Source organism: Stenotrophomonas sp. (assembly GCF_032099025.1).
Lineage (GTDB): Bacteria > Pseudomonadota > Gammaproteobacteria > Xanthomonadales > Xanthomonadaceae > Stenotrophomonas.
Map to the genome: position 1 here is coordinate 40919 of NZ_DAMCID010000012.1, position 25437 is coordinate 66355.

Annotated in this window: 18 protein-coding genes; 13 read left to right on the forward strand and 5 right to left on the reverse strand. The window is 67.1% G+C overall.

What is annotated here, in order from left to right:
- The first annotated feature begins 105 nt into the window (after nt 1-105).
- From RT456_RS10375 to RT456_RS10385, 3 genes are all read left to right on the forward strand, one after another.
- Nucleotides 106-1254, forward strand: a complete 1149-nt coding sequence (locus RT456_RS10375) for a pyridoxal phosphate-dependent aminotransferase (RefSeq protein ID WP_313346066.1) — start codon at nt 106-108, stop codon at nt 1252-1254.
- The gene (locus RT456_RS10380) at nt 1254-2066 is read left to right on the forward strand and encodes an amidohydrolase (RefSeq protein ID WP_313346068.1); all 813 of its coding nucleotides are present in this window, start codon (nt 1254-1256) and stop codon (nt 2064-2066) included. Before RT456_RS10375 ends, RT456_RS10380 begins: the two co-directional genes overlap by 1 nt.
- Before the next feature lie 209 nt (nt 2067-2275).
- Complete coding sequence (locus RT456_RS10385) at nt 2276-2710, forward strand: hypothetical protein (protein ID WP_313346070.1); 435 nt, start codon at nt 2276-2278, stop codon at nt 2708-2710.
- A gap of 73 nt (nt 2711-2783) precedes the next feature.
- On the opposite strand, the gene RT456_RS10390 is transcribed toward RT456_RS10385, so the two are convergent.
- The 4 genes from RT456_RS10390 to RT456_RS10405 form a co-directional block, all read right to left on the reverse strand.
- Nucleotides 2784-3479 carry a hypothetical protein gene (locus tag RT456_RS10390; RefSeq protein ID WP_313346072.1) on the reverse strand — a complete coding sequence of 232 codons (696 nt, stop codon included), beginning with the start codon at nt 3477-3479 and terminating at the stop codon, nt 2784-2786.
- A 73-nt stretch (nt 3480-3552) separates the two neighbouring features.
- The gene (locus RT456_RS10395) at nt 3553-5370 is read right to left on the reverse strand and encodes a pseudouridine synthase (protein WP_313346075.1); all 1818 of its coding nucleotides are present in this window, start codon (nt 5368-5370) and stop codon (nt 3553-3555) included.
- On the reverse strand, nt 5363-6457 hold the full coding sequence (gene scpB, locus RT456_RS10400; protein WP_313346078.1) for an SMC-Scp complex subunit ScpB: 1095 nt from the start codon (nt 6455-6457) through the stop codon (nt 5363-5365). Before scpB ends, RT456_RS10395 begins: the two co-directional genes overlap by 8 nt.
- Before the next feature lie 15 nt (nt 6458-6472).
- On the reverse strand, nt 6473-7378 hold the full coding sequence (locus RT456_RS10405; protein ID WP_313346084.1) for a ScpA family protein: 906 nt from the start codon (nt 7376-7378) through the stop codon (nt 6473-6475).
- A 374-nt stretch (nt 7379-7752) separates the two neighbouring features.
- Here RT456_RS10405 and RT456_RS10410 point away from each other — a divergent pair, with 374 nt between their 5' ends.
- From RT456_RS10410 to RT456_RS10455, 10 genes are all read left to right on the forward strand, one after another.
- Nucleotides 7753-8052 (forward strand): YciI family protein, encoded by a 300-nt coding sequence (locus RT456_RS10410; RefSeq protein ID WP_313346086.1) that lies wholly within the window; start codon nt 7753-7755, stop codon nt 8050-8052.
- Entirely contained in the window at nt 8049-8318 is a 270-nt protein-coding gene (locus tag RT456_RS10415) for a BolA family protein (protein ID WP_313346089.1), read from the forward strand. The genes RT456_RS10410 and RT456_RS10415 overlap by 4 nt, the downstream gene beginning before the upstream one ends.
- Before the next feature lie 148 nt (nt 8319-8466).
- Nucleotides 8467-9522, forward strand: coding sequence for a LacI family DNA-binding transcriptional regulator (locus RT456_RS10420; RefSeq protein WP_313346092.1), 1056 nt, complete (start codon nt 8467-8469; stop codon nt 9520-9522).
- 114 nt (nt 9523-9636) lie between these two features.
- Nucleotides 9637-12696, forward strand: a complete 3060-nt coding sequence (locus tag RT456_RS10425; protein ID WP_313346095.1) for a TonB-dependent receptor — start codon at nt 9637-9639, stop codon at nt 12694-12696.
- A gap of 235 nt (nt 12697-12931) precedes the next feature.
- Entirely contained in the window at nt 12932-14545 is a 1614-nt protein-coding gene (locus RT456_RS10430; RefSeq protein ID WP_313346097.1) for a glucoamylase family protein, read from the forward strand.
- 45 nt (nt 14546-14590) lie between these two features.
- On the forward strand, nt 14591-15874 hold the full coding sequence (locus tag RT456_RS10435) for a sugar ABC transporter substrate-binding protein (protein WP_313346275.1): 1284 nt from the start codon (nt 14591-14593) through the stop codon (nt 15872-15874).
- Nucleotides 15871-16752, forward strand: a complete 882-nt coding sequence (locus RT456_RS10440; RefSeq protein WP_313346100.1) for a sugar ABC transporter permease — start codon at nt 15871-15873, stop codon at nt 16750-16752. The genes RT456_RS10435 and RT456_RS10440 overlap by 4 nt, the downstream gene beginning before the upstream one ends.
- Entirely contained in the window at nt 16749-17585 is an 837-nt protein-coding gene (locus RT456_RS10445; protein ID WP_313346103.1) for a carbohydrate ABC transporter permease, read from the forward strand. The genes RT456_RS10440 and RT456_RS10445 overlap by 4 nt, the downstream gene beginning before the upstream one ends.
- Nucleotides 17582-20767, forward strand: a complete 3186-nt coding sequence (locus tag RT456_RS10450; protein WP_313346105.1) for a discoidin domain-containing protein — start codon at nt 17582-17584, stop codon at nt 20765-20767. Before RT456_RS10445 ends, RT456_RS10450 begins: the two co-directional genes overlap by 4 nt.
- Entirely contained in the window at nt 20764-21606 is an 843-nt protein-coding gene (locus RT456_RS10455) for an endonuclease/exonuclease/phosphatase family protein (protein ID WP_313346108.1), read from the forward strand. The genes RT456_RS10450 and RT456_RS10455 overlap by 4 nt, the downstream gene beginning before the upstream one ends.
- 290 nt (nt 21607-21896) lie before the next feature.
- Here RT456_RS10455 and rne read toward each other — a convergent pair whose 3' ends face one another.
- A complete protein-coding gene (gene rne, locus RT456_RS10460; RefSeq protein WP_313346110.1) occupies nt 21897-25415 on the reverse strand; it encodes a ribonuclease E in 3519 nt (1172 codons plus the stop codon).
- Nucleotides 25416-25437: the final 22 nt, after the last annotated feature.

Consider the following 25437-nt stretch of genomic DNA (forward strand, 5'->3'; position numbering starts at 1 on the left):
CAGTGTACCGGTGCAGCCGGCCGGAAGGTTGGCCACATCTGCCCGTCACGCCCGGGGTGGATTTCGTACACTTCGGGGTCTCCGCCTTTGATCCCCCGGTTGCCGATGAACCCCCAGACCAAGCTGCCCAAGGTGGGCACCACCATTTTCACCGTGATGTCCCAGCTGGCTGCCGAGCACGGCGCCGTGAACCTGGGCCAGGGCTTTCCGGATTTCTCCGCGCCGCAGCGCCTGGTCGATGAAACCATCAAGGCCATGCACGCTGGCCTGAACCAGTACCCGCCGATGACCGGCGTAGCGCCGCTGCGCCAGGCCATCGCGCAGAAGTCGCTGGACCTGTATGGCGCGCAGGTGGACCCGGATACCGAAATCACCGTCACCAGTGGCGCCACCGAGGCGATCTTCAACGCCATCCACGCCGTGGTGCGCCCGGGCGAGGAAGTGATCGTCCTCGACCCTGCCTACGACTGCTACGAACCCGCCATCGACCTCGCCGGCGCGCGTGCGGTGCACGTGCCGCTGGACCCGCAGACCTTCGCGGTGGACTGGGACCGCGTGCGTGCGGCCATCACCCCGCGCACCCGCCTGCTCATGGTCAACACGCCGCACAACCCGTCCGGGGCCATGCTGACTGCCGACGACATGCAGGCCCTGGCCGACGTGCTGCGTGGCACCGGCATCTACCTCATCTCCGACGAAGTCTACGAACACATCATCTACGACGGCCGCCGCCACGAATCGGCGCTGCGTTACCCGGAACTGCGCGAGCGCGCGTTCGTGATCTCCAGCTTCGGCAAGACCTACCACTGCACCGGCTGGAAGATCGGCTATGCCATCGCGCCGCCGGCGATGAGCGCCGAGTTCCGCAAGGTCCACCAGTACAACACCTTCACCAGCTTCGGCCCGGCCCAATACGGCTTCGCCGCGATGATCCGCGACGAACCGCAGCACCACCTGGAACTGGGCGCGTTCTACCAGGCCAAGCGCGACCGCTTCCGCGAGCAGCTGCTCACCACCCGGCTCACGCCGCTGCCGGTGCCCGGCGGCTACTTCCAGCTGGTGGACTATTCGGCGATCAGCGACCTGCCGGACCATGAATTCGTGAAGTGGCTGACCATCGAGAAGGGCGTGGCCGCCATCCCGCTGTCGCCGTTCTACGAGACCGCGCCGCAGGGCCAGCGCCTGGTGCGGCTGTGCTTCGCCAAGAACGACGCCACCCTCGACGCGGCGATTGAACGCCTGCAGGTGCTCTGATGACCGCCGCCGAACGCCCGGATCTGCGCGTCTCCCTGATCCAGGGCGACACCCGCTGGCATGACCCGGCCGGCAACCGTGCCTACTACGGCGCGTTGCTGGCACCGCTGGCCGGCCACACGGACCTGGTGATCCTGCCGGAAACCTTTACCAGTGGCTTCTCCAACGAGGCCATCGACAGGGCAGAGGACATGCAGGGCCCCACCGTGGCGTGGATCCGCGAGCAGGCTGCGCTGCTGGGCGCGGCGGTCACCGGCAGCGTGCAGCTGCGGGTGGGCGAGGGCGTGTACAACCGGCTGCTGTGGGCCACGCCCGATGGCGAGCTGCAGTACTACGACAAGCGCCACCTGTTCCGTTACGGCAACGAACACCTGCGCTATGCGGCCGGCAGTGCGCGGCTGAGCGTGGAATGGAAGGGCTGGCGGATCAATCCGCAGGTCTGCTACGACCTGCGTTTCCCGGTGTTCTGCCGCAACCGCTACAACGTGGAGCGTGCCGACGACCTGGACTTCGACCTGCAGATCTTCGTGGCCAACTGGCCTTCGGCCCGGGCCTATCCGTGGCGGACGCTGCTGCGCGCGCGTGCGATCGAGAACCTGTGCTACGTGGCGGCGGTCAACCGCATCGGCGTGGACGGCAACGACCTGCACTATGCCGGCGACAGCGCGGTGATCGACTTCCTCGGGCAGCCGCAGGTGGAGATCCGTGAGCGCGAGCAGGTGGTGACCACCACGATCTCGGCGGCGGCACTGGCCGCGCACCGGGCAAGGTTCCCGGCGATGCTGGATGCGGACAGTTTCGATATCCGGTAGGGCCGGGTGTGGGGCGGGGGCGCCTGATTCCGGGGCTACGGGTTGACAGCCATGGGCTGTCACTACGGTGCGATTCTGGCACCGCTTGGTTGCCAGGCAGGGCCTGGCACTACTGAACGGTGGTTGCATGCGGGCTGGCGGTCTCATGCGGACCACACGCGCGCGCTGCTAGATTCGGGGCCGTTCTCCACTCCGTACGAGCGCATCCCATGAAGAAACGTTCCCTGGCACTGATCGCGCTGGCTGGCATCGCGGTGGTGCCGGCCGCACAGGCCGCCGGCAACATCGATTGCGAGCTGAAGTACAACCTGTCCGGCTGGTCGGTGTTCTACAAGACCGCGTCGGGCACGGGCACGATCACCTGCGACAATGGCGCAAGCATTCCGGTCAAGATCAGCGTCAAGGGCGGCGGCCTGTCCGTAGGCAAGTCGACCATCACCGACGGCAAGGGCAAATTCTCCGGCGCCTATTCGCTCAACGACCTGATCGGTTCCTACGCATCGGTGGAAGCGCACGCCGGCGCCGACAAATCCAGCAGCGCGCAGGTGGTGACCAAGGGCGATGTGTCGCTGGCCCTGGCCGGCACCGGCAAGGGCTGGGACCTGGGCGTGGCGGGCAGCCGGTTTACCATCGAGCGGCGTTGAGGTCACGTGGGCCGGCCAACGGCCGGCGTTGACGGCAGCAACAAAAAACCCGGCCATCGACCGGGTTTTTTCGTTACTGCTGCGTACTTGCCCAGGCAAAATGTCCGCGCTGTGGCTCGGGCAATTCTGGCAGGGTGGTGTACATGGTGCGCACCGCCCAGCAGGCATCGGCGTCGGTGGCGCCCGGCAGGTTGCTCATCACCCGGCCGATGCGCTCGCGCTCGGCATCGTTCGGAAGCAGCTCCACCAGCGCGGTGGCCGATGCATTGACCTGCGCCTCGGTCACCTGCGTCTTCGGACGCTGCTGCAGCTCGGCCAGCGTGGCCGCGTAGGCGATATCGAACCATTCGTCGATCGCGCCCTGCGGCAGGGTGGCCAGGGTTTCCAGCATCCGGTCGGTGGTGCGGGACACCTGGGCGGGGGTGACTGCCTTGGCGATTTCCCCGCACTGCGCTTCCGGCAGCTTCTCCAGCAGCTGGCCCACCAGCAGCGCGCGACGCTCCAGCATCGGCAGCTCCAGGCGGCCGAGCCCGTTCATCGACAGCGTGGCGCCCATTTCCCGCGCCTTGCCCGGTTCGAGTCCCTTCATGCGCGCCATGTACGTCGGCTCGTGGATCAGCTTGCGCGTGACCCGGTCCACCGGGGCGTGCAGCGGGGAGCTCTTCGGGAAGGGGTTCTGCGACGCGGCCAGTTCTTCCTGGAGCTTTCCGCAGGCGGCCAGGCCGAGGCCAAGCACGCACAGCACCACTACACGCAACATCCTTGTCATATGGCCTCCAGGCCGTTTTGGGAATCAGGGCGGTAGGTCGGACGCAAAATACAGTCCGCTCTACCCAGTCCGGTTAGCCGCCGCGCGGGCCGCCGCCACGGTGACCGCCGCCACCCGGGCCGCGGTTGCCGCCGGGACGTGCGCCGCTCGGGCGACCGCCGGGGCCGCCCGGACCGCGTGCGCCGGGGCCACCCGGACCACGGTTGCCGCCCGGACCACCGGGACCCCGGTTGCCGCTGGGGGCACCCGGGCCGCGGTTGCCACCCGGGCCGCCCGGACCGCGGTTGCCCGCAGGACGGCCGCCGGTCGGGCGCGCGCTGCCGTACGGGCTGGCGCCCGGATTGGCATGATCGGACGGGAAGCTCGGGGCATTGCCCGGGTGACCGTACGGATGGCGTTGACCGCCCTGGCTGCTGCGGTTGCCCGCGCCAGCGCCGGCGCCGGCCGGACGGCCCTGGCCGCCGTAGCCGCCACGGCTTTCGCCACGGCCTTCACCGCCGTACCCGCCACGGCTCTCGCCGCCGAAGCCGCCACGACCCTGGCCCTGCTCGCCGTAGCCGCCACGACCCTGGCCGCCTGCGCCGCCCGGACCACCCGGGCCCTTCGGCTTGCCGTACGGACGGCCCTGGCCGCCGGCACCTGCGCCGGCACCCGGACCACGCGCACCCGGGCCACGGGCGGCGCCCGGGCCGGCATTGCGGTGGTTGCTCGGGCCGGTGCTCACACCGTCCGGCACATACCAGCTGCGGAACGCGGCCGGATTGCCTTCCGGCAGGGCACGGTTGCCCTTGTCCGGGCGCGCCTTGAACGGACGCTGCGACTGCTTGGCCGCCGCTTCGCCGCTGACCGTCAGGCCACCCTTGAAGCCGCCACCCTTGCCACCGCGACCACGGCCGCGTTCTTCGCGCACGTTGTCGAAACGACGCAGTTCGCGGCCTTCATCGGCCGTGTTGTGGCCGTTGACGTAGGCGTTGCCACGACCACCGTCGCGCGAGACGCGCACGGTGGTCTTGGCGGCGCGGCGCTGGCCGATCACCGGCTGCAGGGTCAGCGCCGACGGCGCGCCTTCTTCCAGCTTCAGTTCGGCGCGCAGGGCTTCCACCTGCTTGGCCGGCAGCTCGACCGACTGGCCGCGCAGCAGTTCGCGCGGCAGGCTGACCTTGCCGTAGCGGGTGCGCTTCAGGCGGCTGACCTGGCAGCCCTGCGATTCCCACAGGCGACGCACTTCGCGGTTGCGGCCTTCCTTGACGACCACGCGGAACCAGTCGTGCGAATCGGTGCCGCCGATGCGTTCGATCTCGTCGAACTTGGCCGGGCCGTCTTCCAGCGCCACGCCGCGCGCGAGGCGGTCGACGATGTTGTCCGGCACCTTCTCTTCGCCTTCCGGTGCACGCACGCGCACGACGTATTCGCGTTCCACCTCGTAGGAGGGGTGCATCATCGCGTTGGCCAGCTCACCGTCGGTGGTTGCCAGCAGCAGGCCGGTGGTGTTGATGTCCAGGCGACCGATCGCGATCCAGCGCGCGCCCTTCAGGGCAGGCAGCGCTTCGAACACGGTCGGGCGACCTTCCGGGTCTTCGCGGGTGGTCACTTCGCCTTCGGGCTTGTTGTAGGCCAGCACGCGCGAGGTCTCGGTCAGCGCGGTGGCAACGAAGCCACGGCCGTCCAGTTCGACCTTGTCGCCGCTCTTGATCGACTGGCCGGTCTGGGCGACTTCGCCGTTGACCTTGACCAGACCATCGGCGATGCGCTGTTCCAGCGCGCGGCGCGAGCCGAGGCCGGCCTGGGCCAGGACCTTGTGCAGGCGCTCTTCGAGCTTGGGCTGGTCGGTGTCGGATTCGCGCTTGAGCGAAAGCTTGTTCAACGACAGCTTGCGGGGGGTGTCACTCATTTACTTGGCTCCGGCCGGCGACGGTTTCGTCGGCCTCTGGTTCGGGATCGGCTTCGTCAACAGCCACGGTCGTCTTCGCGACGGCGTTGTTTTCGGTTTCGTTCTGGTGCGCCGCGCGCTCTCCCGGCGCGGTAACGGGTTCGCCATCGCTGGCGGTCGTATCAGCGTCGTCGTCGGGGAGCGACAACGGCGCGTGGGATGAGGTGTCGTCGGCATCCGCATCCGCGGAAGCCTGGGTATTGTCCTGTTCGGCGTCCTGTTCCGCCAGCCGGGCCGCAGCGAGTGCGGCGCGGGCGGCGGACCTGACCGCGGCCGGGTCCTGGTCCGGTTCGGGCGTGTCGTCCGGTTCCGGCCGGGCGTCCTGGTCGTTCAGCGAGGCCTGGCCTGGCGCTGCGGCGACAGTGTCGTCGCCAGCAACATCGTCGGCGTTGTCGTTGTCGCCAACATCGCCATCGTTGGCCGCGTCGCTGTCCAGCTCGGCGTCCGGGCTGGCCGCGCCGGCGGCGATGCGGCCGGCCGGCTGGCCTTCGTGGTCCAGCGGCAGCTGCGGTTCCAGTTCGCCCAGGTCGCGCAGTTCCGACAACGGCGGCAGCTCGTCCAGGCGCTTGAGCCCGAAGTAATCCAGGAAGCCCTTGGTGGTGCCGAACAGCGCCGGCTTGCCGGGCACGTCGCGGTGGCCGATCACGCGGATCCATTCGCGCTCTTCCAGGGCCTGGATGATGTTGCTGCTGACCGCCACGCCACGGACCTGTTCGATCTCGCCGCGGGTGATCGGCTGACGGTAGGCAATCAGCGCCAGGGTTTCCAGGGTGGCACGGGTATAGCGGGTCTTGCGTTCGGTCCACAGCCGGGTGATGTAGCCATGCACTTCATTGGTGACCTGGAAGCGGAAGCCCGAGGCGACCTCGACCAGCTCCACGCCGCGTTCGGCGCAGCCCTCGCGCAGCAGTTCCAGCGCGCGTTCGATGCTGCCCGGCGGTGCCGGTTCCTCTTCGGGGAACAGGCCCTGCAGCTGCGCCAGCGTCAGCGGCTGGCTGGACGCCAGCAGCGCGCCTTCGACAATACGGTTGATCAGCGGTTGATCCATGCGTGGGTCGGGTGCTCAGTCGGTTTCGTTGGCGGCGTCGTTATCGTCGAACTCGCTGTTGAACTGCAGCGGTTCATTGGTGTTGCCGGCGGCCAGGGACTTGACGTAGATCGGCGCCAGCGGAGCTTCCTGGACAATGTCCAGCAGCTGTTCCTTGGCCAGTTCGAGCAGGGCCAGGAAGGTGACCAGCACCCCCAGCTTGCCTTCTTCGGCGGTGAACAGCATTTCAAACCGGTAGAACTTGCCATCTTCCAGGCGGCCCAGCACGTCGCCCATGCGCTGGCGAACGCTCAGGGCCTCGCGCTTGATCGCGTGGCCGGTAAACAGCTCGGCGCGCTTGAGCACGTCGTACAGCGCCACCAGCATTTCCTTCAGGTCCACCGGCGGCGGCAGCTTGATGGCCGCACGATCGGGGACGAAGGCATGCACCAGGCTGGTGTCGCGGTCCTGGCGGGGCAGGGCGTCGATGTCCTCGGCAGCCTGCTTGAAACGTTCGTACTCCTGCAGCCGGCGCACCAGCTCCGCACGCGGATCGGCTTCCTCGCCTTCGATGCTCGGCGGGCGCGGCAGCAGCATCCGCGACTTCACTTCGGCCAGGATCGCCGCCATCACCAGGTACTCGGCCGCCAGTTCGAAGCGCAGCTCCTGCATGACGTTGATGTACTCGACGTACTGGCGGGTGATCTCGGCGACCGGGATGTCCAGGATATCCAGGTTCTGCCGGCGGATCAGGTACAGCAGCAGGTCCAGCGGACCTTCGAACGCATCCAGGATGACTTCCAGCGCATCCGGCGGGATGTACAGGTCCTGCGGAATCTGCAGGACCGGTTGACCATGCACCACGGCCAGCGGCATTTCCTGCTGCTGTGGGGCGGTCGGCCGGGTTTGCGGGTTCGCGTCGAGCGCGAGTTCGGAGGTCATCAAGATTGACGTCTGTATTGCAACGGACCGGTTGCCGCGCCAGATCCGCATCGGGAACACCCGGGCGGTTGGATCGCAAGCCATGACACGCCTGCGCCGGCGTGGTTTCACATTTCAAACAGCAGGAGCTCGCGCTGCGGGTTGATATCGACGGCGGGTCGATACAGGGAGCAGCGGCAGAACTACAGGAGGTCGTCTACGTGTACTGGTGTGGGGCAGCGGGTCGATCGTCGGTTGGCGGTGAAGCCATCTGCCGACGGGCTGCTGCGTCCAGCCACGTGCAATAGGGACAAGAGTACGGCTTCACGTCCGCAGTGTCCAGCGAGCCGGGCTAGAATCGCCCGGTTCGTTTAGCTGAGCCTTTGGAGTTGCCTGTGTTCTATGTCATTGAAGGGTATGACGGCACCGACGTGCTGGCGGCGCGGCTTGCGGCCCGGTCGGCCCACCTGGCCCGTCTGGAGGCCCTGCGCGATGCCGGCCGCCTGCTGCTGGCCGGTCCCTGTCCGGCCATCGACAGCGAGGACCCGGGCCCGGCCGGCTTCAGCGGCAGCGTGGTCATTGCCGCGTTCGGCTCGCTCGAGGAGGCCCAGGACTGGGCCGCGGCCGACCCCTACGTGGATGCCGGTGTCTATGCGCGGGTGCAGGTGCGCCCGTTCCGCAAGGTGCTCCCATGAACCGGGTCGAGCGCATCCGCGCGGCCCTGCAGGCGGCGCTGGACCCCGAACTGCTGGAGGTGGAGGACGACAGCCACCGCCATGCCGGCCATGAGGGCGCCCGCGACGGGCGCGGTCATTTCAATGTGCATGTGGTCAGCGCGGCCTTCGAGGGCAGGCTGCCACTTGCGCGCCACCGGGCCGTCTATGCGGCCCTGGGCACCCTGATGGAGACCGATATCCACGCGTTGTCCATCCGTGCCGAAGCACCTCCGAAAAAGGGCTGAAACCCTTGTCCCGCCTTGTCCCGGTGAGTCCCGGGGCGACCTCCACAAGACATCCCGAGGTTACCGCCGTGCGACATTTGCCTAACGTAGTGTTTACATCGTGCGTTGAAAACGCTTACATTCCGCGCCAAGCCCAGATCTCTAAGCCGTGGAGGGCGGCGAGGTGAACAAGGCAGCGATCACTATCAAAGATGTAGCCCGCGAAGCCAGAGTCTCTGTGGCGACGGTGTCGCGTGCGCTCAATGGCCATGAAAATGTTGCCGAGCCCGTGCGCAAGCTGGTGCTGGAGGTGGCGGCGCGCCTGCGCTACACCCCGCATGCGGCCGCCCGCAGCCTGAGCAGCCGGCGTACCAACACCATCGGTGTGGTGCTGCCTGACCTGTATGGCGAATTCTTCTCCGAGCTGATGCGCGGCATCGACAATGTCGCCCGTGCCCGCCGCCAGCACCTGCTGGTGTCCAGCTACCACGGCGACCAGGAGCAGCAGGGCGCCGCCCTGCGTGCCATGCGCGGCCGGGTGGATGGGCTGCTGGTGCTGTCGCCGTACGCGGAGAGCCCGGGGTTCCTGACCGACAACCTGCCGCAGTCGCTGCCCACGGTGTTGATCAATACCTATCTGCCCGAGCAGGATCATCCGGTGCTGAGCATCGATGACCATGCCGGTGCGATGGCGATGACCCGCCACCTGCTCGAGGTCGGCCACCGCCGCATTGCGTTCATTGCCGGCCCCGACCTCAACTTCGATGCGCGCGAACGCCTGCGTGGCTTCCGCGATGCGCTGTCGGCGTTTGGTGCGGGTGCCGAAGGCATCGAGCTGCCCGGCGACTTCGATGAGGCGTCCGGCCACCGTGCCGGGCAGGAGCTGCTGGCCGCCGGTGCATTGCCCGATGCGGTGTTCGCGGCCAACGACATGATGGCGCTCGGCTGCCTGTATGCGTTGGGGCAGGCCGGCGTGCGCGTGCCCGCCGATGTGGCGCTGGCAGGCTTCGATGACATCCCCCTGGCGCGTTTCGTTCACCCATCGTTGACGACGATGCAGGTGAGTATCGCCGAGCTTGGCGATAAGGCGGCGACGCGTCTGTTGCAGTTGATGGATGGCAACAGCACGGAAACGGCCGGTGACAAGCAGACACTTGTACCGACCCTGATCGTGCGTGATTCAACCGTTCCGACCGCAGGTCGGAACGCGGTCGGAACGCGGTAGGTCACGACCGTCGGTCGTGACACGTTGGAAAGTCGGAACGCGGTATCGGTAATTCACGTAATCAAAAAAAAGACAGGCGGCCGCAAAGACGGTCACCACCACCCGGAGATTTACATGACGTATTCCAATCACAGCACCCGCATGCCGGCACGCCGCCTGCTGACGAGTGCACTGGTCAGCTGCCTGTTGCTGGGCGCTGCACCGAGCCTGATGGCACAGTCGGCTACTTCGTCGCTGCGCGGCCAGGTTGCCCAGGCTGACGCCGGTACCGAAGTGACCGCGACCAACCTGGCCAGCGGCACCGTGCGCCGCGCCACCACCCGCGCCGACGGCAGCTACTCGCTGATGGGCCTGGATCCGGGCACCTACGACGTCGTGGCCAATGGCCAGACCCAGAAGGTGACGGTGACCGTGGCCTCGACCGCGACCCTGAACTTCAGCGGCGCGCCGGCCAACGGCAGCACCGCCAATGCCACCAACCTGGACACGGTCAACGTTGTTGCGCCGACCCTGCTGCAGGAAGTGCGGACCTCCGAAGTGGGCAAGACGGTCAGCCTGCAGCAGATCCAGACCACCCCGCAGGTGTCGCGCAACTTCCTGGAGTTCGCCGACGCGGTGCCGGGCATGATCTTCACCCGTGATGCCAAGGGCAACACCTCGCTGCGCGGCGGTGCCACCAATGCCGACGGCACCAACGTCTACATCGACGGCGTGGGCCAGAAGAGCTACGTCAAGGGCGGCGGCGTGGCCGGCCAGTCCGGCAGCGCCGGCAACCCGTTCCCGCAGCTGGCCATCGGCGAATACAAGGTCATCAGCGGCAACTACAAGGCCGAGTACGGCCAGGTCTCCAGCGCGGCCGTGACCGCGGCGACCAAGTCCGGTACCAACGAGTTCAAGGGTGAAACCTTCTACCGTTATACCAACGAAGACATGCGCGCCAAGACCCCGGCGGAGCGTCAGGTTGGCCAGACCAAGGAAGCGTCGGCCGAGAAGGAATACGGCTTTGCATTGGGTGGCCCGATCATCCAGGACAAGGCGCACTTCTTCGTGACCTACGAAGCCAAGCGCTTCGACCTGCCGGTCACCATCGCGCCGGAAGGCTCGGTCACCAACCGCGTCGGCCTGCTGCCGGCAGACGCCGCCGCCGGCCTCGGCCCGGCCAGCCAGCCGTTCGAGCAGGACCTGATCTTCGCCAAGATCGACTTCGAGCCGACCGACAACGATCGCATCGAGCTGAGCTTCCAGGATCGCGACGAGACCCAGCAGCAGTTCAGTGGCCAGACCGCGCCGGAAGCCGGCCGCGAAGTGGTCAACACCGACCGTCGTTATGCGTTGCGCTGGAACCACAGCGGTGAGCGTTTCTACAACGAAATGATGCTCACCCATGAAGATTCGTTCAACAACCCGACGCCGCTGACCCTGGCCAACGGCATCACCTACACCGCACCGGACGGCACCGAAGACCGTACCCTGGTGAAGATCGGTGGTGCCTCGGCGCTGGATTCGCAGGTGAAGGGCCAGAAGGGCTGGGCGATTGAAGACAACCTGACCCTGGATGGCATCCAGTGGGCCGGTGACCACACCATCAAGATGGGCGCCAAGTACAAGCAGATCGACCTGTACGCGTCGGATGCGGCACAGATCAACCCGGCCTTCACCTACACGCTGGGCGATCCGGACTTCCCGTCCGACATTCCGTACAAGGCGCAGTTCGTCAAGCCGGTGACCGGCGTGTCGGGCGTGTCGGGCGAAGTGCGTTCGAAGTCCAAGCAGATCGGCCTGTTCATCCAGGACGACTGGCAGGTGAACGATCACCTGCAGCTGAACATCGGCCTGCGCTGGGACTACGAAAAGACCCCGGCCTACCTGGACTTCGTGACCCCGCAGGCCGTGGTCGACGCGATCTACTCGCAGGACCCGCGCGCTGCTGCTGGCCAGACCTACGCCGATTCGCTGGCGCTGGGCGGACTGGACATCAGCAACTACATCAGCACCGGCCACAACCGCAAGGCATTCAAGGATGCCTGGCAGCCGCGCCTGGGCTTCTCGTATGACATCAATGCCGACGAGCAGCACGTGATCCACGGTGGCGCCGGTCGTTCCTACGATCGCGACCTGTTCGACAACCTGCAGCTGGAAACCACCAAGCTGGCCCTGCCGCAGCCGACCATCTACTTCCGCAACCCGGCCACCGGTTCCTGCCTCAATGGCCAGGCCGCCTGCTATGACTGGAACCCGAACCTGCTCAACGGCATCGGCAACCTGCAGTCGCTGGTGGGCTCGACCAGCAACGCCGGCCTGGAAGTGGACCTGCTCAACAACAACCTGAAGGTGCCGTACTCCGACCAGTTCAGCCTGGGCATGAGCAACCAGGTCGGCGACTGGCTGACCGATGCCACCATCGCCCGCACGCTGAGCTACGACGGCTTCGCGTTCACCCTCGGCAACCGTTACCCGACCGGCCAGTTCTTCGATGACCCGCGCCTGTGCGGTGGCAGCGACCCGGGCCTGAGCCAGGCCTGGAGCTGCAACGTGCCGGGCTTCGGCAGCCTGATCATTGGCCAGCAGGGCATCAAGACCCGTGCGACCCAGGTGCTGCTGTCGGCGCAGAAGCCGTTCACCAAGGAAAGCGGCTGGGGCACCTCGGTGGCCTACACCTGGACCACCGCCCGCCACAACCGCGACATCAACGAGAAGTACGCCTTCGACCGCGGCCTGATCGAGGATTACCCGACCATCCGTTCCAACGGCGCGCCGCGCCACCGCCTGGTGGTCACCGGTTCGTATGCCGGCTTCTGGGACATCACCTTCGGCGGCAAGATCACCCTGGCCACCCCGACCGCGGTGAACGACTGGTACCCGGTGCAGCAGTCCACCGGCTTCGACCTGCCGACCCCGGGCGCCGCCGTGCCCAACGGCAACGGCAAGTTCCTGGTCGGTGGCAAGATCTTCGGCTACCGTTCGGTCGACCTGCAGGCGACGAAGACGTTCAAGATGCCGGGCGATACCGAGCTGTACGCGCGTATCGACATCATCAACGTCTTCAACTTCGACAACTTCTCCAACTACAACTACACCAAGTCCAACGGCAAGCTGCTGGCCAGCTACAACGAGACCGGCGATATCGTCGGTACGCCGCGCCAGGTGAAGGCAGAAGTCGGCTTCCGCTTCTGATCGCAACATCCGGCACCGTCCCCCGTGGACGGTGCCGGAGCGGTACCGCCGGCCGGTCTCGATCGGCCGGCGGACTGCACAGGCATGTGTCGTTGGATCATCGACAGATGCGTGTGTGGTGAAGGCATCGGATCCGCCTGAAAACGCGGATTTTTTTAACGGCAGGTCTGTAAACGGTTTCAATCCGTGGGACGCTATGCTCTCCGGTACGAACAAGCGCAAGAGGTGGTGGTCGATGAAGGCACGTCGTGTTCTGGCTCTCGCTGTACTGGCCGTGGCGGTCGTGGGGTGCACGCCGCAGGCCGAGGACAAACCCGCCAAGCCCAAGCCGCCGGTGATCCTGGTGGAGGCCGACGTCCCGCCGCGCCCGATGAAGCCGGAACTGCCGCCGCTGTTCGACGATATCGAACGCCGTACCTTCCAGTTCTTCTGGGACACCACCAACGAAGTGAACGGGCTCAGCCCGGACCGCTACCCGTCGCGCCCGTTCGCCAGCATCGCCTCGGTGGGCTACGCGCTGACCGCCTATCCGATCGGCGTGGAAAACGGCTGGGTCAGCCGTACCCAGGCGGTGGACCGCACGCTGTTGACGCTGAAGTTCTTCCGCGACCTGCCGATGGGCCCGCAGCGCACCGGCAAGGGCGGTTACAAGGGCTTCTACTACCACTTCCTGGACATGCAGGAAGGCCGCCGCTACGACAGCTGGGTGGAACTTTCCAGCGTGGACACCGCACTGCTGATGATGGGCGTGCTGTTCGCGCAGTCCTATTACACCGGTGACGATGCGCGCGAGAAAGAGATCCGCGACATCGCCGACACGCTGTACAAGCGCGTGGACTGGCCGTGGCTGCAGCAGCGTGCGCCGCTGATCTCGATGGGCTGGTTCCCCGAGAGCGGCTTCATCGACCACGACTGGATGGGCTACAACGAGGCGATGATGGTCTACATCCTCGCCCTTGGCTCGCCCACGCACCCGGTCAGCCCGGACGCGTGGACGGTGTGGACGCGGACCTACGACAACGACTGGGGCGTGTTCCAGGGCCAGGAATACCTGTCCTTCGGCCCGCTGTTCGGCCACCAGTACACCCACGTCTGGATCGACTTCCGCGACATCCAGGACGCGTACATGCGCGAACGCGGCAGCACCTACTTCCTCAACAGCCGTTCGGCCGCACTGGCCCAGCGCGAGTACGCCATCGCCAACCCGATGCAGTGGAAGGATTACGGTGAAAACGTGTGGGGCCTGACCGCCAGCGACGGTCCGCAGAACACCACGCAGGAATTCCGTGGCGAGCAGCGCCAGTTCCGCCACTACTCCTCGCGCGGCGCGGGCCTGCGCGAGAACTTCGACGACGGCACCATCGCCCCGACCGCTGCGATCGCCTCGGTGGTGTTCGCGCCCGAAGAGGTGATCCCGGCCACGGTGGAGATGCACAAGCGCTACGGCGACTACATCTATTCCAGCTACGGCTTCCTGGATTCGTTCAACCCCAGCTTCAACTTCGACATCCCGCTCAAGACCGGGCGCATGGTGCCCGATCGTGGCTGGGTGGCCAGTGATTACATCGGCATCGACCAGGGCCCGATCCTCACCATGATCGCCAACTACCGCAATGATTTCGTGTGGGACACGATGAAGAACAACCCGCACATCCGCCGGGGACTTGAGCGCGCCGGTTTCAACGGCGGCTGGCTTACCCCGGAAGGCGAGGACCAGCCGATGGAACTGCAGAAAGACGAGAAAGCCGCGTCGGCCCGTTCGGTCGGCATCGCCGAATCGCGCGCGGCCGCCGCGCAGGAACAGAAGAACAGTTCCAACACCAACCGCAACCAGCCCCAGGGGAAGTAAGCAGTGCCATTGTCGTCGCGCCCCAAGCTGTGGGTGAGTGTTCTGCTGCTGATTGCCGGCAGCCTGTTGTTGAGTGCCTGCCGGAAGGAACCGGAAGGAGTGACCGTGCGTTTCTGGGCCATGGGCCGCGAAGCCGAAGTGGTCAGCGGACTGATCCGCGAATTTGAAGCCGAAAACCCCGGCATCCACGTCGATGTGCAGAACATCCCGTGGACGGCCGCGCACGAGAAGCTGTTGACCGCGTTCGCGGCCGACGGGCTGCCGGATGTGTGCCAGCTGGGCAACACCTGGATTCCCGAGTTCGCCGAACTCAACACGCTCACGCCGCTGCAGCCGTTCGTGGCGCAGTCCAAGGTGGTGGACCCGGCGGACTATTTCCAGGGCATCTGGGACACCAACGTCATCCATGACGAGCTGGTCGGCGTGCCGTGGTACGTCGATACGCGCCTGCTGTACTACCGCAAGGACCTGCTGGCCAAGGCCGGGTTCGACCACCCGCCGCGCACGTGGGACGAGTGGAACACGATGATGGCGGCGATCAAGAAGATGCAGGGTCCGGACCGCTACGCGGTGCTGATGCCGATCAACGAGTTCGAGCAGCAGCTGTCGTTCGCGCTGCAGCAGCCCGATCCGCTGTTGCGCGACCACGACACCCGTGGCAACTTCCGCAGCCCCGGCTTCCGCCGCACGCTGGCGTTCTACGAAAACATGTTCGCCCAGGGCTGGGCACCGCGCATGTCCGAGACGCAGATCTCCAACGTGTGGGACGAGTTCTTCAAGGGCTTCAACGTGTTCTACCTGTCCGGCCCCTGGAACATCCGCGAGTTCAAGAAGCTGCAGCCCAAGGAGCTGGAAGGCAAGTGGGGCACCGCCGCACTGCCGGGTCCGGACGGCCCCGGTGCGGGCATCGCCGGCGGCACCAGCCTGGTGATCTTCCGCGGCTCGCAGCAGAAGGAAGCGTCCTGGAAGCTGATCGAGTTCCTGTCGCGCCCGGCGATCCAGGAGCGCTTCCATTCCATCATCGGTGACCTGCCGCCGCGGCGCAGCACCTGGGAGTACCCCTCGCTGGCCAACGACCCGCTGGCGCAGCCGTTCCGCGACCAGCTGGAGCGGGTGCGACCGACCCCGAAGGTGCTGGAGTGGGAACGTATCGTGCAGGAAATGCGCATCGTCACCGAACAGGTGGTACGCGGTGGGCTGGATCAGGATGTGGCTGTGAATCGATTGGATGACCGCGTGGACAAGGTGCTGGCCAAACGCCGCTGGATGCATGAACAGCGCACGCAGGCCGACGCGCCTGCCGCCCCGGCGGCGGAGGTGAGCCCGTGAAGCAGCGTTCGCTTGCCGGCTGGATCTTCGCCGGGCCGTCCCTGTTGGTCATCGGCGTGTTCTTCGGCCTGCCGGTGGCCTCGGCGCTGGCGCTGAGCATCACCGATTTCGACCTGTATGCCCTGGCCGACGGGGGCAACCTGCGCTTCGTCGGGCTGGGCAACTACATTGACCTGCTGCAGACCCCGATGTTCTGGAAGTCGCTGTGGAACACCACGTACTTCGTGGTGGTCGGGGTGCCGATGTCCATCGGCGTATCGCTGGGCGCGGCCATGCTGCTCAATGCCCCGGCGGCGCGCTTCAAGGCCCTGTTCCGCACCGCGCTGTTCGCCCCGGTGGTGACCACGCTGGTGGCGGTGGCGGTGATCTGGCGCTATCTGTTCCATACCAGCTACGGCCTGGTGAACTACGGGCTGGGCCACCTGGGGATCAGCCCGATCGACTGGCTGGGCGATCCCAACTGGGCCATGCCGACCATCATGCTGTTCGCGGTGTGGAAGAACTTCGGCTACAACATGGTGATCTTCCTGGCCGGTCTGCAGGCGATTCCGCATGACCTGTACGAGGCCGCGCGCATCGACGGCGCGTCGCGCTGGAAGCAGTTCCTGCACATCACCCTGCCGATGCTGGGTCCGGTGCTGCTGGTGGTCGGGGTGATCACCGTGTCCGGCTACTTCCAGCTGTTCGCCGAGCCCTACGTGATGACCCGCGGCGACCCACTGCAGAGCACCGTGAGCGTGCTGTACTTCATGTTCGAGGAAGGCTTCAAGTGGTGGAACCTGGGCCGCGCGTCGGCGGTGGCGTTCCTGCTGTTCCTGATCATCCTGGCCGTCACCAGCATCATGCTGCGTTTCGGCCGCAAGAGGCAGTTGGTATGAGTCGTGAGATTGGCCAGTCGCGCTGGCATGCGTGGTTGGTGAATGGCGGGTTGCTGGTGCTGGCGGCCGTCAGCCTGGCACCGCTGCTGTGGATGCTGTCGGTGTCGTTCATGCCGACCGGCGAGGCGGCGCATTTCCCGCCGCCTCTGCTGCCCTCGTCGGTGACCACCAACAACTACCACGAGCTGTTCGCGCGTACCGGCATGGGCAACAACTTCGTCAACAGCCTGTTCGTCTCGCTGGCGATCACGCTTGGCTCGCTGCTGCTCAACACCATGGCCGGTTATGCCTTCGCCAAGCTGCGCTTCGTCGGCCGCGAGCGCATCTTCCAGGTGCTGCTGGCCGCGCTGGTCATCCCGGCGCAGGTGGCCATGCTGCCGCTGTTCCTGCTGATGAAGCAGCTGGGCCTGGTCAACAGTTTCGGCGGGGTGATCGTGCCGGCGCTGGCCAGCGTGTTCGGCATCTTCCTGGTGCGCCAGTACGCGCGCTCCATTCCCGATGAGCTTCTGGAAGCGGCGCGCATCGACGGGGCAGGGGAGCTGCGGATCTTCTTCCAGATCGTGCTGCCCATGCTCAAGCCGGTGCTGGTGACCCTGTCGATCTTCACCTTCATGGGCGCCTGGAACGATTTCATGTGGCCGCTGATCGTGCTGACCGACCAGGAGCACTACACTTTGCCTGTTGCCCTGGCTACGTTGTCGCGCGAACACATCATGGACGTGGAAATGATGATGGCCGGCGCGGTGGTCACGGTGGTTCCGGTGCTGGCCCTGTTCCTGGTGCTGCAGCGCTATTACATCCAAGGTCTGCTGCTGGGGAGTGTCAAAGGGTGAAGCGTGCCGTCGTCGCGGGGGTTCTGGGTCTGGGTGTGGTCTGGTCGCTGGCGGCAACGGCCGCACCTCCGGCGCCGCCGCCGGCGCCGAAGGTCCTGGACAGCTTCGACGACATGTCGCCCTGGAAGCTGGTGGTGTCCGACCAGGTCAGCGGTTCACTGCGCAGCGTGGCCGGCGCCAATGGCGGGCGCGCGCTGTGCGTGGATTACGACTTCCACGAGGTCTCCGGCTACGTCGGCATCCGCCGCGAGCTGCCCATCGCCTATCCGGACAACTACCAGATCGGCTTCCAGCTGCGCGGCGACTCGCCGGGCAACGACCTGCAGTTCAAGCTCATCGATGCCAGCGGCGACAACGTGTGGTGGGTCAACCGGCCCGGCTACACGTTCCCCAAGACCTGGACACCGGTGCAGTACCGCCAGCGCCAGATCGACAAGGCCTGGGGACCGGATGCGGACACCACGCTGCGCAAGAGCGCGGCGGTGGAGTTCACCATCTACAACAAGGTGGGCGGGCGCGGCACGGTGTGCTTCGACCGGCTGACCCTGCAGGCACTGCCGCCGGCCGATACGTCCGCGCTGGCACCGTCGGTGATCGCCGATACCGCCACGGCGCTGCAGAGCCGCATCGCCGACGGCAAGCCGGACACGGTGTGGATCAGCGGCGGGGTGCCCGACCAGACCATCAGCCTGGACCTGCACAAGGTGCGTGAGTTCGGCGGCGCGGTCATCCAGTGGCTGCCGGGGCTGGAGGCCACGCGGTACGTGGTGCGCGCGTCCGGGGACGGGCGCAACTGGCGCATGCTGCGCGAGATCACCGCCGGCGGCGGTGGCGACCGCGACTGGCTGGCGTTGCCCGATACCGAGGCCCGCTACCTGCGGTTCGACCTGCAGGCCGGGCGCAGCTGGCGCTACGGTATCCGCGACATTTCGATCAAGCCGCTGGATTTCGCCGAGACCCCCAATGAATTCGTCACGTCGGTCGGTGCCGACCTGACCCGCGGTTTCGTGCCGCGCGGCTTCAGCGGCGAGCAGCCGTACTGGACCCTGCTGGGCCTGGACGGTGGCCGCGAGCAGGCGTTGATCGGCGAGGACGGGGCGCTGGAAGTCGCCAAGGCCAGTTTCAGCGTTGAACCGTTCGTGCTGGTCGACAAGAAGGTGCTGAGCTGGGCCGACGTGGAGAGCCGCCAGTCGCTGCAGGACGACTACCTGCCGATCGCCAGCGTGGACTGGCACCATGCCAAGGCGGCGCTGCAGGTCACCGGTTTCGTCCAGGGCACGCCGGACAAGGCGCAGCTGGTGGGTCGCTACACGCTGCGCAACCCGGACAAGGTCGCCCACGACTACACGCTGGCGCTGGCCGTGCGCCCGTGGCAGGTCAACCCGCCGCGGCAGTTCCTCAACACGGTGGGCGGCGTGAGCCGGATCGACACGCTGGACATCGCGCCGGGCCAGGTCGAGGTCAACGGTGCGCCGCGGCTGTACCCGGTACAGGCACCGGATGCGGCGTTCGCCACGCCGTTCGATGGCAAGCTGGAGGTGGTGCACCTGGCCAGCGGCACGCTGCCCACGGCCACCGAGGTCCGCGATCCCACCGGTCTGGCCTCTGGCGCGTTGCTGTACCGCTGGCGGCTGGAGCCGGGCCAGAGCCGCGAGGTGGCCATCGTGCTGCCGCAGACGGGGCAGTGGACCACGCCGAAGGACTTCGATGCCGGCAAGGCACAACAGCAGGTCGCGTCGATGTGGCGCACCAAGCTGGACCAGGTGACGCTGCAGGTGCCGGCGGCCGGCAAGCCGCTGGCCGACACGCTGCGCACGGCGCTGGCGCACATGCTGATCTCGCGGATCGGCCCCAGCCTGCAGCCGGGCACGCGTTCGTATTCGCGCAGCTGGATCCGCGACGGGGCGATGATTTCCGAAGGCCTGTTGCGCATGGGCCGCAGCGACGCGGTGCGCGAATACGTGAACTGGTACGCGCCGTACCAGTTCGACAACGGCAAGGTGCCGTGCTGCGTTGACCCGCGCGGTGCCGACCCGGTGCCCGAGAACGACAGCCATGGCGAGCTGATCTTCAACATTGCCGAATACTGGCGCTACACCGGTGACAGCACCTTCCTGGAACTGATGTGGCCGCACGTGCAGGGCGCCTACCAGTACATGGAACAGCTGCGCCTCAGCGAGCGCACCGAGGAGAACCGGGCGCGCAACCCGGCGTTCTACGGGATGATGCCGGTGTCGATCAGCCACGAAGGCTATTCGGCCAAGCCGATGCATTCGTACTGGGACAACTTCTGGGCGCTGCGTGGCTACAAGGACGCGGCCATCATCGCCAGCACGCTGGGCAAGGTGGAGGCGATGCAGATGAGTGAATCGCGCGACCAGTTCCGTGACGACCTGCAGGCCTCGCTGCTGGCGGCCACGGCGCTGCACAAGATCGACTACCTGCCGGGTTCGGCGGAGCTGGGCGACTTCGACGCCACCTCCACCACCATCGCGCTGGCCCCCGCCGGTGAGCAGGGCCGGTTGCCGCAGCCGTACCTGGACAACACGTTCGAGCGCTATTGGACGCAGTTCGTGGAACGCCGCGACGGCAAGCGTGAGTGGAAGGACTACACGCCCTACGAGTGGCGCAACGTGGCTGCGTTCGTGCGCCTGGGCTGGCGCGATCGCGCCTGGCAGGCCACCGAGTTCTTCTTCAAGGACCGCGCGCCGCAGGCCTGGAACCAGTGGGCCGAGGTGGTCTCGCACACGCCGCGCAAGCCGTTCTTCGTGGGCGACCTGCCGCATGCCTGGGTGGCGTCGGACTTCGTGCGTTCGGCGCTGGACATGTTCGCCTACAACCGCGACGTGGACGACAGCCTGGTGCTGGCGGCCGGCGTGCCCAGCCGTTGGCTGGAAGGGCAGGGCATCGCGGTGAAGGGTCTGCGCACGCCGCAGGGGCAGCTGAGCTACACGCTCAGCCGCAGCGACAAGGTGCTGACCCTGCAGGTGGCACCGGGGCTGATGTCGCCGCCCGGCGGGGTGGTATTGCCCTGGCCGTACAGCGGTGACCCCGGCGACACCACCATCGACGGTGAGCCGGCGCAGTGGGTGAACGGCGAGCTGCGCATCGCGCGGGTGCCGGCCACGGTCGAGGTGCAGATTCCGGCCTCGGTGCGCCGCGCCGAACGCAAGGCGCCATGAGCGGGCGGGGGTCGCTGACCGCGCTTGCGACGGCGCTGCTGGCCTGTGTGCTGGCGGCATCGCCCGCACGTGCCGCCGACACCGGCGCGCCGGGCATGAGCATGGTGACCTTCAACCTGCACCACGACCGTGAGGATTGGCCGCAGCGGCGCAAGGTGATCCTGCGCGAGCTGCAGGCGCTGCAGCCGGATGCGATCGCGCTGCAGGAGGTGATCCAGAAGCCTTACGTGCGCAACCAGGCGGCGTGGCTGGCGGGCAAGCTGGGGTACGACTACGCGTTCGTGTCCACCGATCCGCCGGGCCGTTTCAAGCGCTACGGCAACGCGCTGCTGACCCGGCGCCCGGTGCTGGCGCGTGGCGAGCACCTGCTGGCACCACTCACGGACTACCGGACGGTGGCGCACCTGCGCATCGATGTGGAGGGCCAGGCGGTGAACATCTACGCCACCCACCTCAACGAACGCTCCGATGAGCGCGGCAGCCGTACCCGCAGTGAACAGGTCGCAGACCTGTTGAAGTTCATCGCGACCACGTCGGGCGATGCGCCGGTGATCATTGCCGGGGATTTCAACGCGCTGGTGGATGCGGGCGATCTGAGCGCGCTGCGCCAGCGCTATGGCGACAGCTTCGGCAGCGTGCATGTGAACAATGAACTCGCCCAGGTCAGCACGTTGAACCGGCACTATTTCGAGGCGCCGTCGCGGATCGACCACATCTTCTTCCAGCAGGACAAGCTGCTTGCCCGCGAAGCGCGCATCCTGTTCGACCAGCCCTACGCCGAAGGCCGCTGGGCCTCGGACCATTACGGGGTATGGACACGGCTGCAGTTCGCCCCGTAAACGCCTACGCCAACGCGTAGAGCCACGCCATGCGTGGCTGCTTTTGCTCGCCCATGGCCCCCAACCAACTGTCGAAGGGTCGGCGGGGGTGGGTTTGCGGGGGTGTGAGCGGCATGGATGCCGCGACCAAGCCCCCATGGATGGGTTTACGGCGTCCCCCGCAAACCCACCGCCGCCGGCCCTAAACACGCGTATTGGCAGACCAAGGCTCCCGCTCTTTGAATGCCACCCAAAAACAAACAGCGGCCCGAAGGCCGCTGTTTGTTTTTACGCATACCGCTGGAACAGGATCAGGCCTTGTCGGTCTTTTCCGGGTCCTGCGTGTCGGCATCGTCGGCCTTGGCGACATCGGTCGGGATGTCTTCGCGGGCTTCGGCATGCGCGGCCTGTGCGGCGGCATCGGTCGGTGCGGCGTCGCTGGCGGCGGTGCCGAACAGCTGGCCGTTCTGCACCACCGGTGCGGCTTCGGCAGCCTCGACACGGGCAACCGGTGCCGGTGCGGCCGGCTGGGCCGGGGCGGCGTGCACGGCGTCCAGCATGCTGGTCTGCACCGGACGGCCGACTTCGGTCGGACCCTTGCGCTCGGCGGCCGGGGCATCGACAGCGACGTCCGCTGCCTTCGGCGTCTCGACAGCGGCAGGCGCGGTCGGGGCCGGGGCCGGGGTGACGACCGGCGTTTCGATGGCCTTCGGTGCCTGGGTGACGACCTGGGCTTCAACAGCCTTCGGCGCCTCGGTGACGACCGGGGTTTCGACGGCCTTCGGTGCCTGGGCCACGACCGGGACTTCAACAGCCTTCGGCGCCTCGGTGACAACCGGCGTTTCGATGACCTTCGGTGCCTGGGTCACAACCGGTGCTTCGACGGCCTTCGGTGCTTCAACAACGACCGGGGCTTCAACCGCCTTCGGTGCTTCAACAACGACCGGGGCTTCAACCGCCTTCGGCGCTTCAGCCACGGGTGCCTGCGGAGCAGCCTCCACCGGCTTGGGCGGGGCCGCCGGCATCGGCGACTCCACGAACGGCACGCGGTCGGTGTACGACGGAGTGCGCTCGGCTTCGGGCTCTGCCTTCGGGGCCGGAGCCGGAGCCGGCGTTGCCACCGGGGTCGGGGTGGCATGGCCGGCGGTCACGACCGGGCTGCTGACCACGGCCAGCGGCGCGGCGGCGGCAACGGCGGCCACCGGGGCCGGGCGCGGGGCCTGGACCGGTGCAGCCGGTGCAGCCGGGGCTGCGCCATCGTCGTCGAAGTCGAACTCGGGGTTCGGCTCGCCGTTACCCGTCACCGGGCGCGGGGCGTGGGCGGCGGTGTCACCGTCCTGCTCGCCGTCCTGGTCGTCCGCGTCGTCGTCAAGACCGCCGTCATCGTTCAGACCATCGCTGCCTGCAGCCTGCTCGCCATTGCCACGACGACGACGACGGCCACCGCGACGGCCACGACGACGGCGCGAGGCGCCTTCGCCGCTGGCGTCATCGCCCGTGCCCGGCGCTTCGCCGTGCTCGGCGGCGTCGCCTTCAGCCACTGCAGTGGTGGTCAGGTTCTCATCGGCCGGCACCGGCGTTGCCACCGGGGCGGTGGGTGCGGCGGTGCCAGGGGTCGCAGCATCGGCCACGGTCACGGCGGCGGCAGCCACCAGCGCGGCCTCGGCAACCGGTGCACCGGTCTGCAGCGGCTTGGCGGCGTCGGCCTGCGGCTGGCGCGCCGGCTTGTCGCCGTCGTTCTGCTGCCTCGGCTGACCCGGCTGCTTCTGCTTCTGGTTCAGCTTCGGCTGCTGCTCATTGCGCGGGGCCTTGGGCTGCTGCGGCTCGTTGCGCGGCTTGCCCTGCGGGGCCTGGCCAGCGGCGGGTGCCGCGGTCTGTGCGGCCACGTCGGGGCGACGCTCCTCGCGGCGCTCGCCCTTGCCGGCGCGTTCGCCCTCACGGCGGTCCTTGTTGCGGCCCTGACCCTGCGCCTGGCCGTTGCCACCGCGTTCGCCACGCTCATCGCGGCGACCGTTGCGGTCCTTGCCGTTGCGGTCCTTGTTGCGGCCGTTGCGGCTGCCGTCCTGGGCCGGGCGGTTGCCCGGCTGCGGTGCGGTGGCCGGGGCAGGCTCGCCACCGAAGATGCGCTTGAGCCAGCCCACCACGCCGGTGGCGGCCGGAGCGACCACCGGGGCGGGTGCCACCGGCGCCGGTGCGGCCACCGGTTCGGCCACTTCGCGGACGGGCGCCGGGGAGCTGTGCTTGACGTTGGTCACCGCCGGGGCGACCGGAATGTTCAGCTGGGCCTTGGTCAGGGCATGCACCGGCAGCTTGCGCGGGGTGCCGCGCTGGTAGCTGGGCTTGCCGCTTTCGTCGCCCAGCTCGTTCTCACGCAGGCGGGTCACTTCGTAATGCGGGGTGTGCAGCTGCTCGTCGGCGACGATCACGATCGGCGCGTCGTGGCGCTGCTCGATCTCGCGCAGGGCGCTGCGCTTCTCGTTGAGCAGGTAGTTGGCGATCTCGACCGGGGCCTGGACCAGCACCTGCCCGGTGTTCTCCTTCATCGCATGCTCTTCGGCCACGCGGATGATGGACAGCGACAGCGATTCAACGCTGCGCATGCGGCCGTGGCCGTCGCAGCGCGGGCAGACGATCTGGCTGGATTCGCCCAGGCTCGGGCGCAGGCGCTGGCGGCTCATTTCCATCAGGCCGAAGCGCGAGATGCGACCCAGCTGCACGCGCGCACGGTCGTACTTGAGTGCGTTCTGCAGGCGGTTCTCGACTTCGCGCTGGTGCTTGTTGGAGGACATGTCGATGAAGTCGATGACCACCAGGCCGCCCAGGTCGCGCAGGCGCAGCTGGCGGGCCACTTCCTCGGCCGCTTCCAGGTTGGTCTGGAACGCGGTGTCCTCGATGTCGCTGCCCTTGGTGGCGCGCGAGGAGTTCACGTCGATGGCGGTCAGGGCTTCGGTCTGGTCGACCACGATCGAGCCGCCGGACGGCAGGCGCACGTTGCGCTCGTACGCGCCTTCGATCTGCGATTCGATCTGGAAGCGGTTGAACAGCGGGATGTCGTCGGTGTAGTGCTTGAGCTTGCGCAGGGTCTGCGGCATCACCTGCTGCATGAACTCGCGGGCGGTGTCGTACAGCTCCTGGGTGTCCACCAGGATCTCGCCCACATCGGCGCGCAGGTAGTCACGCAGGGCGCGCACGATCAGGCGCGATTCCTGGTAGATCAGGAACGGGGCCGGCTTGGTCAGCGCGGCTTCGGCGATGGACTTCCAGACCTGCAGCAGGTAATCCAGGTCCCACTGCAGTTCTTCGGCATCGCGGCCGACGCCGGCGGTGCGGATGATCACGCCCATGTCGTCGGGGATGTTCAGCTTGTCCAGTGCTTCCTTCAGCGCGGCGCGGTCTTCGCCCTCGATGCGACGCGACACGCCACCGGCGGTGGGCGAGTTCGGCATCAGCACCATGTAGCGGCCGGCCAGGGAGATGAACGTGGTCAGCGCGGCGCCCTTGTTGCCACGCTCTTCCTTGTCGACCTGGACCACGACTTCCTGGCCTTCACGCAGCAGCTCGCGGATGCCGGCCTTGTTGTGGTCGACCCCGGCCTGGAAGTAATCGCGGGAGATTTCCTTCAGCGGCAGGAAGCCATGGCGCTCGCCACCGTACTCGACGAAGGCCGCTTCCAGCGAAGGCTCAAGGCGCGTGATGCGGCCCTTGTAGATGTTCGACTTCTTCTGTTCCTTGGACGGCTGTTCGATGTCGATGTCGTACAGCGTCTGGCCATCCACGATGGCTACCCGCAGCTCTTCAGCCTGCGTGGCATTGATCAGCATTCGCTTCATATTGCGTTCCTCGCGCGCTGCT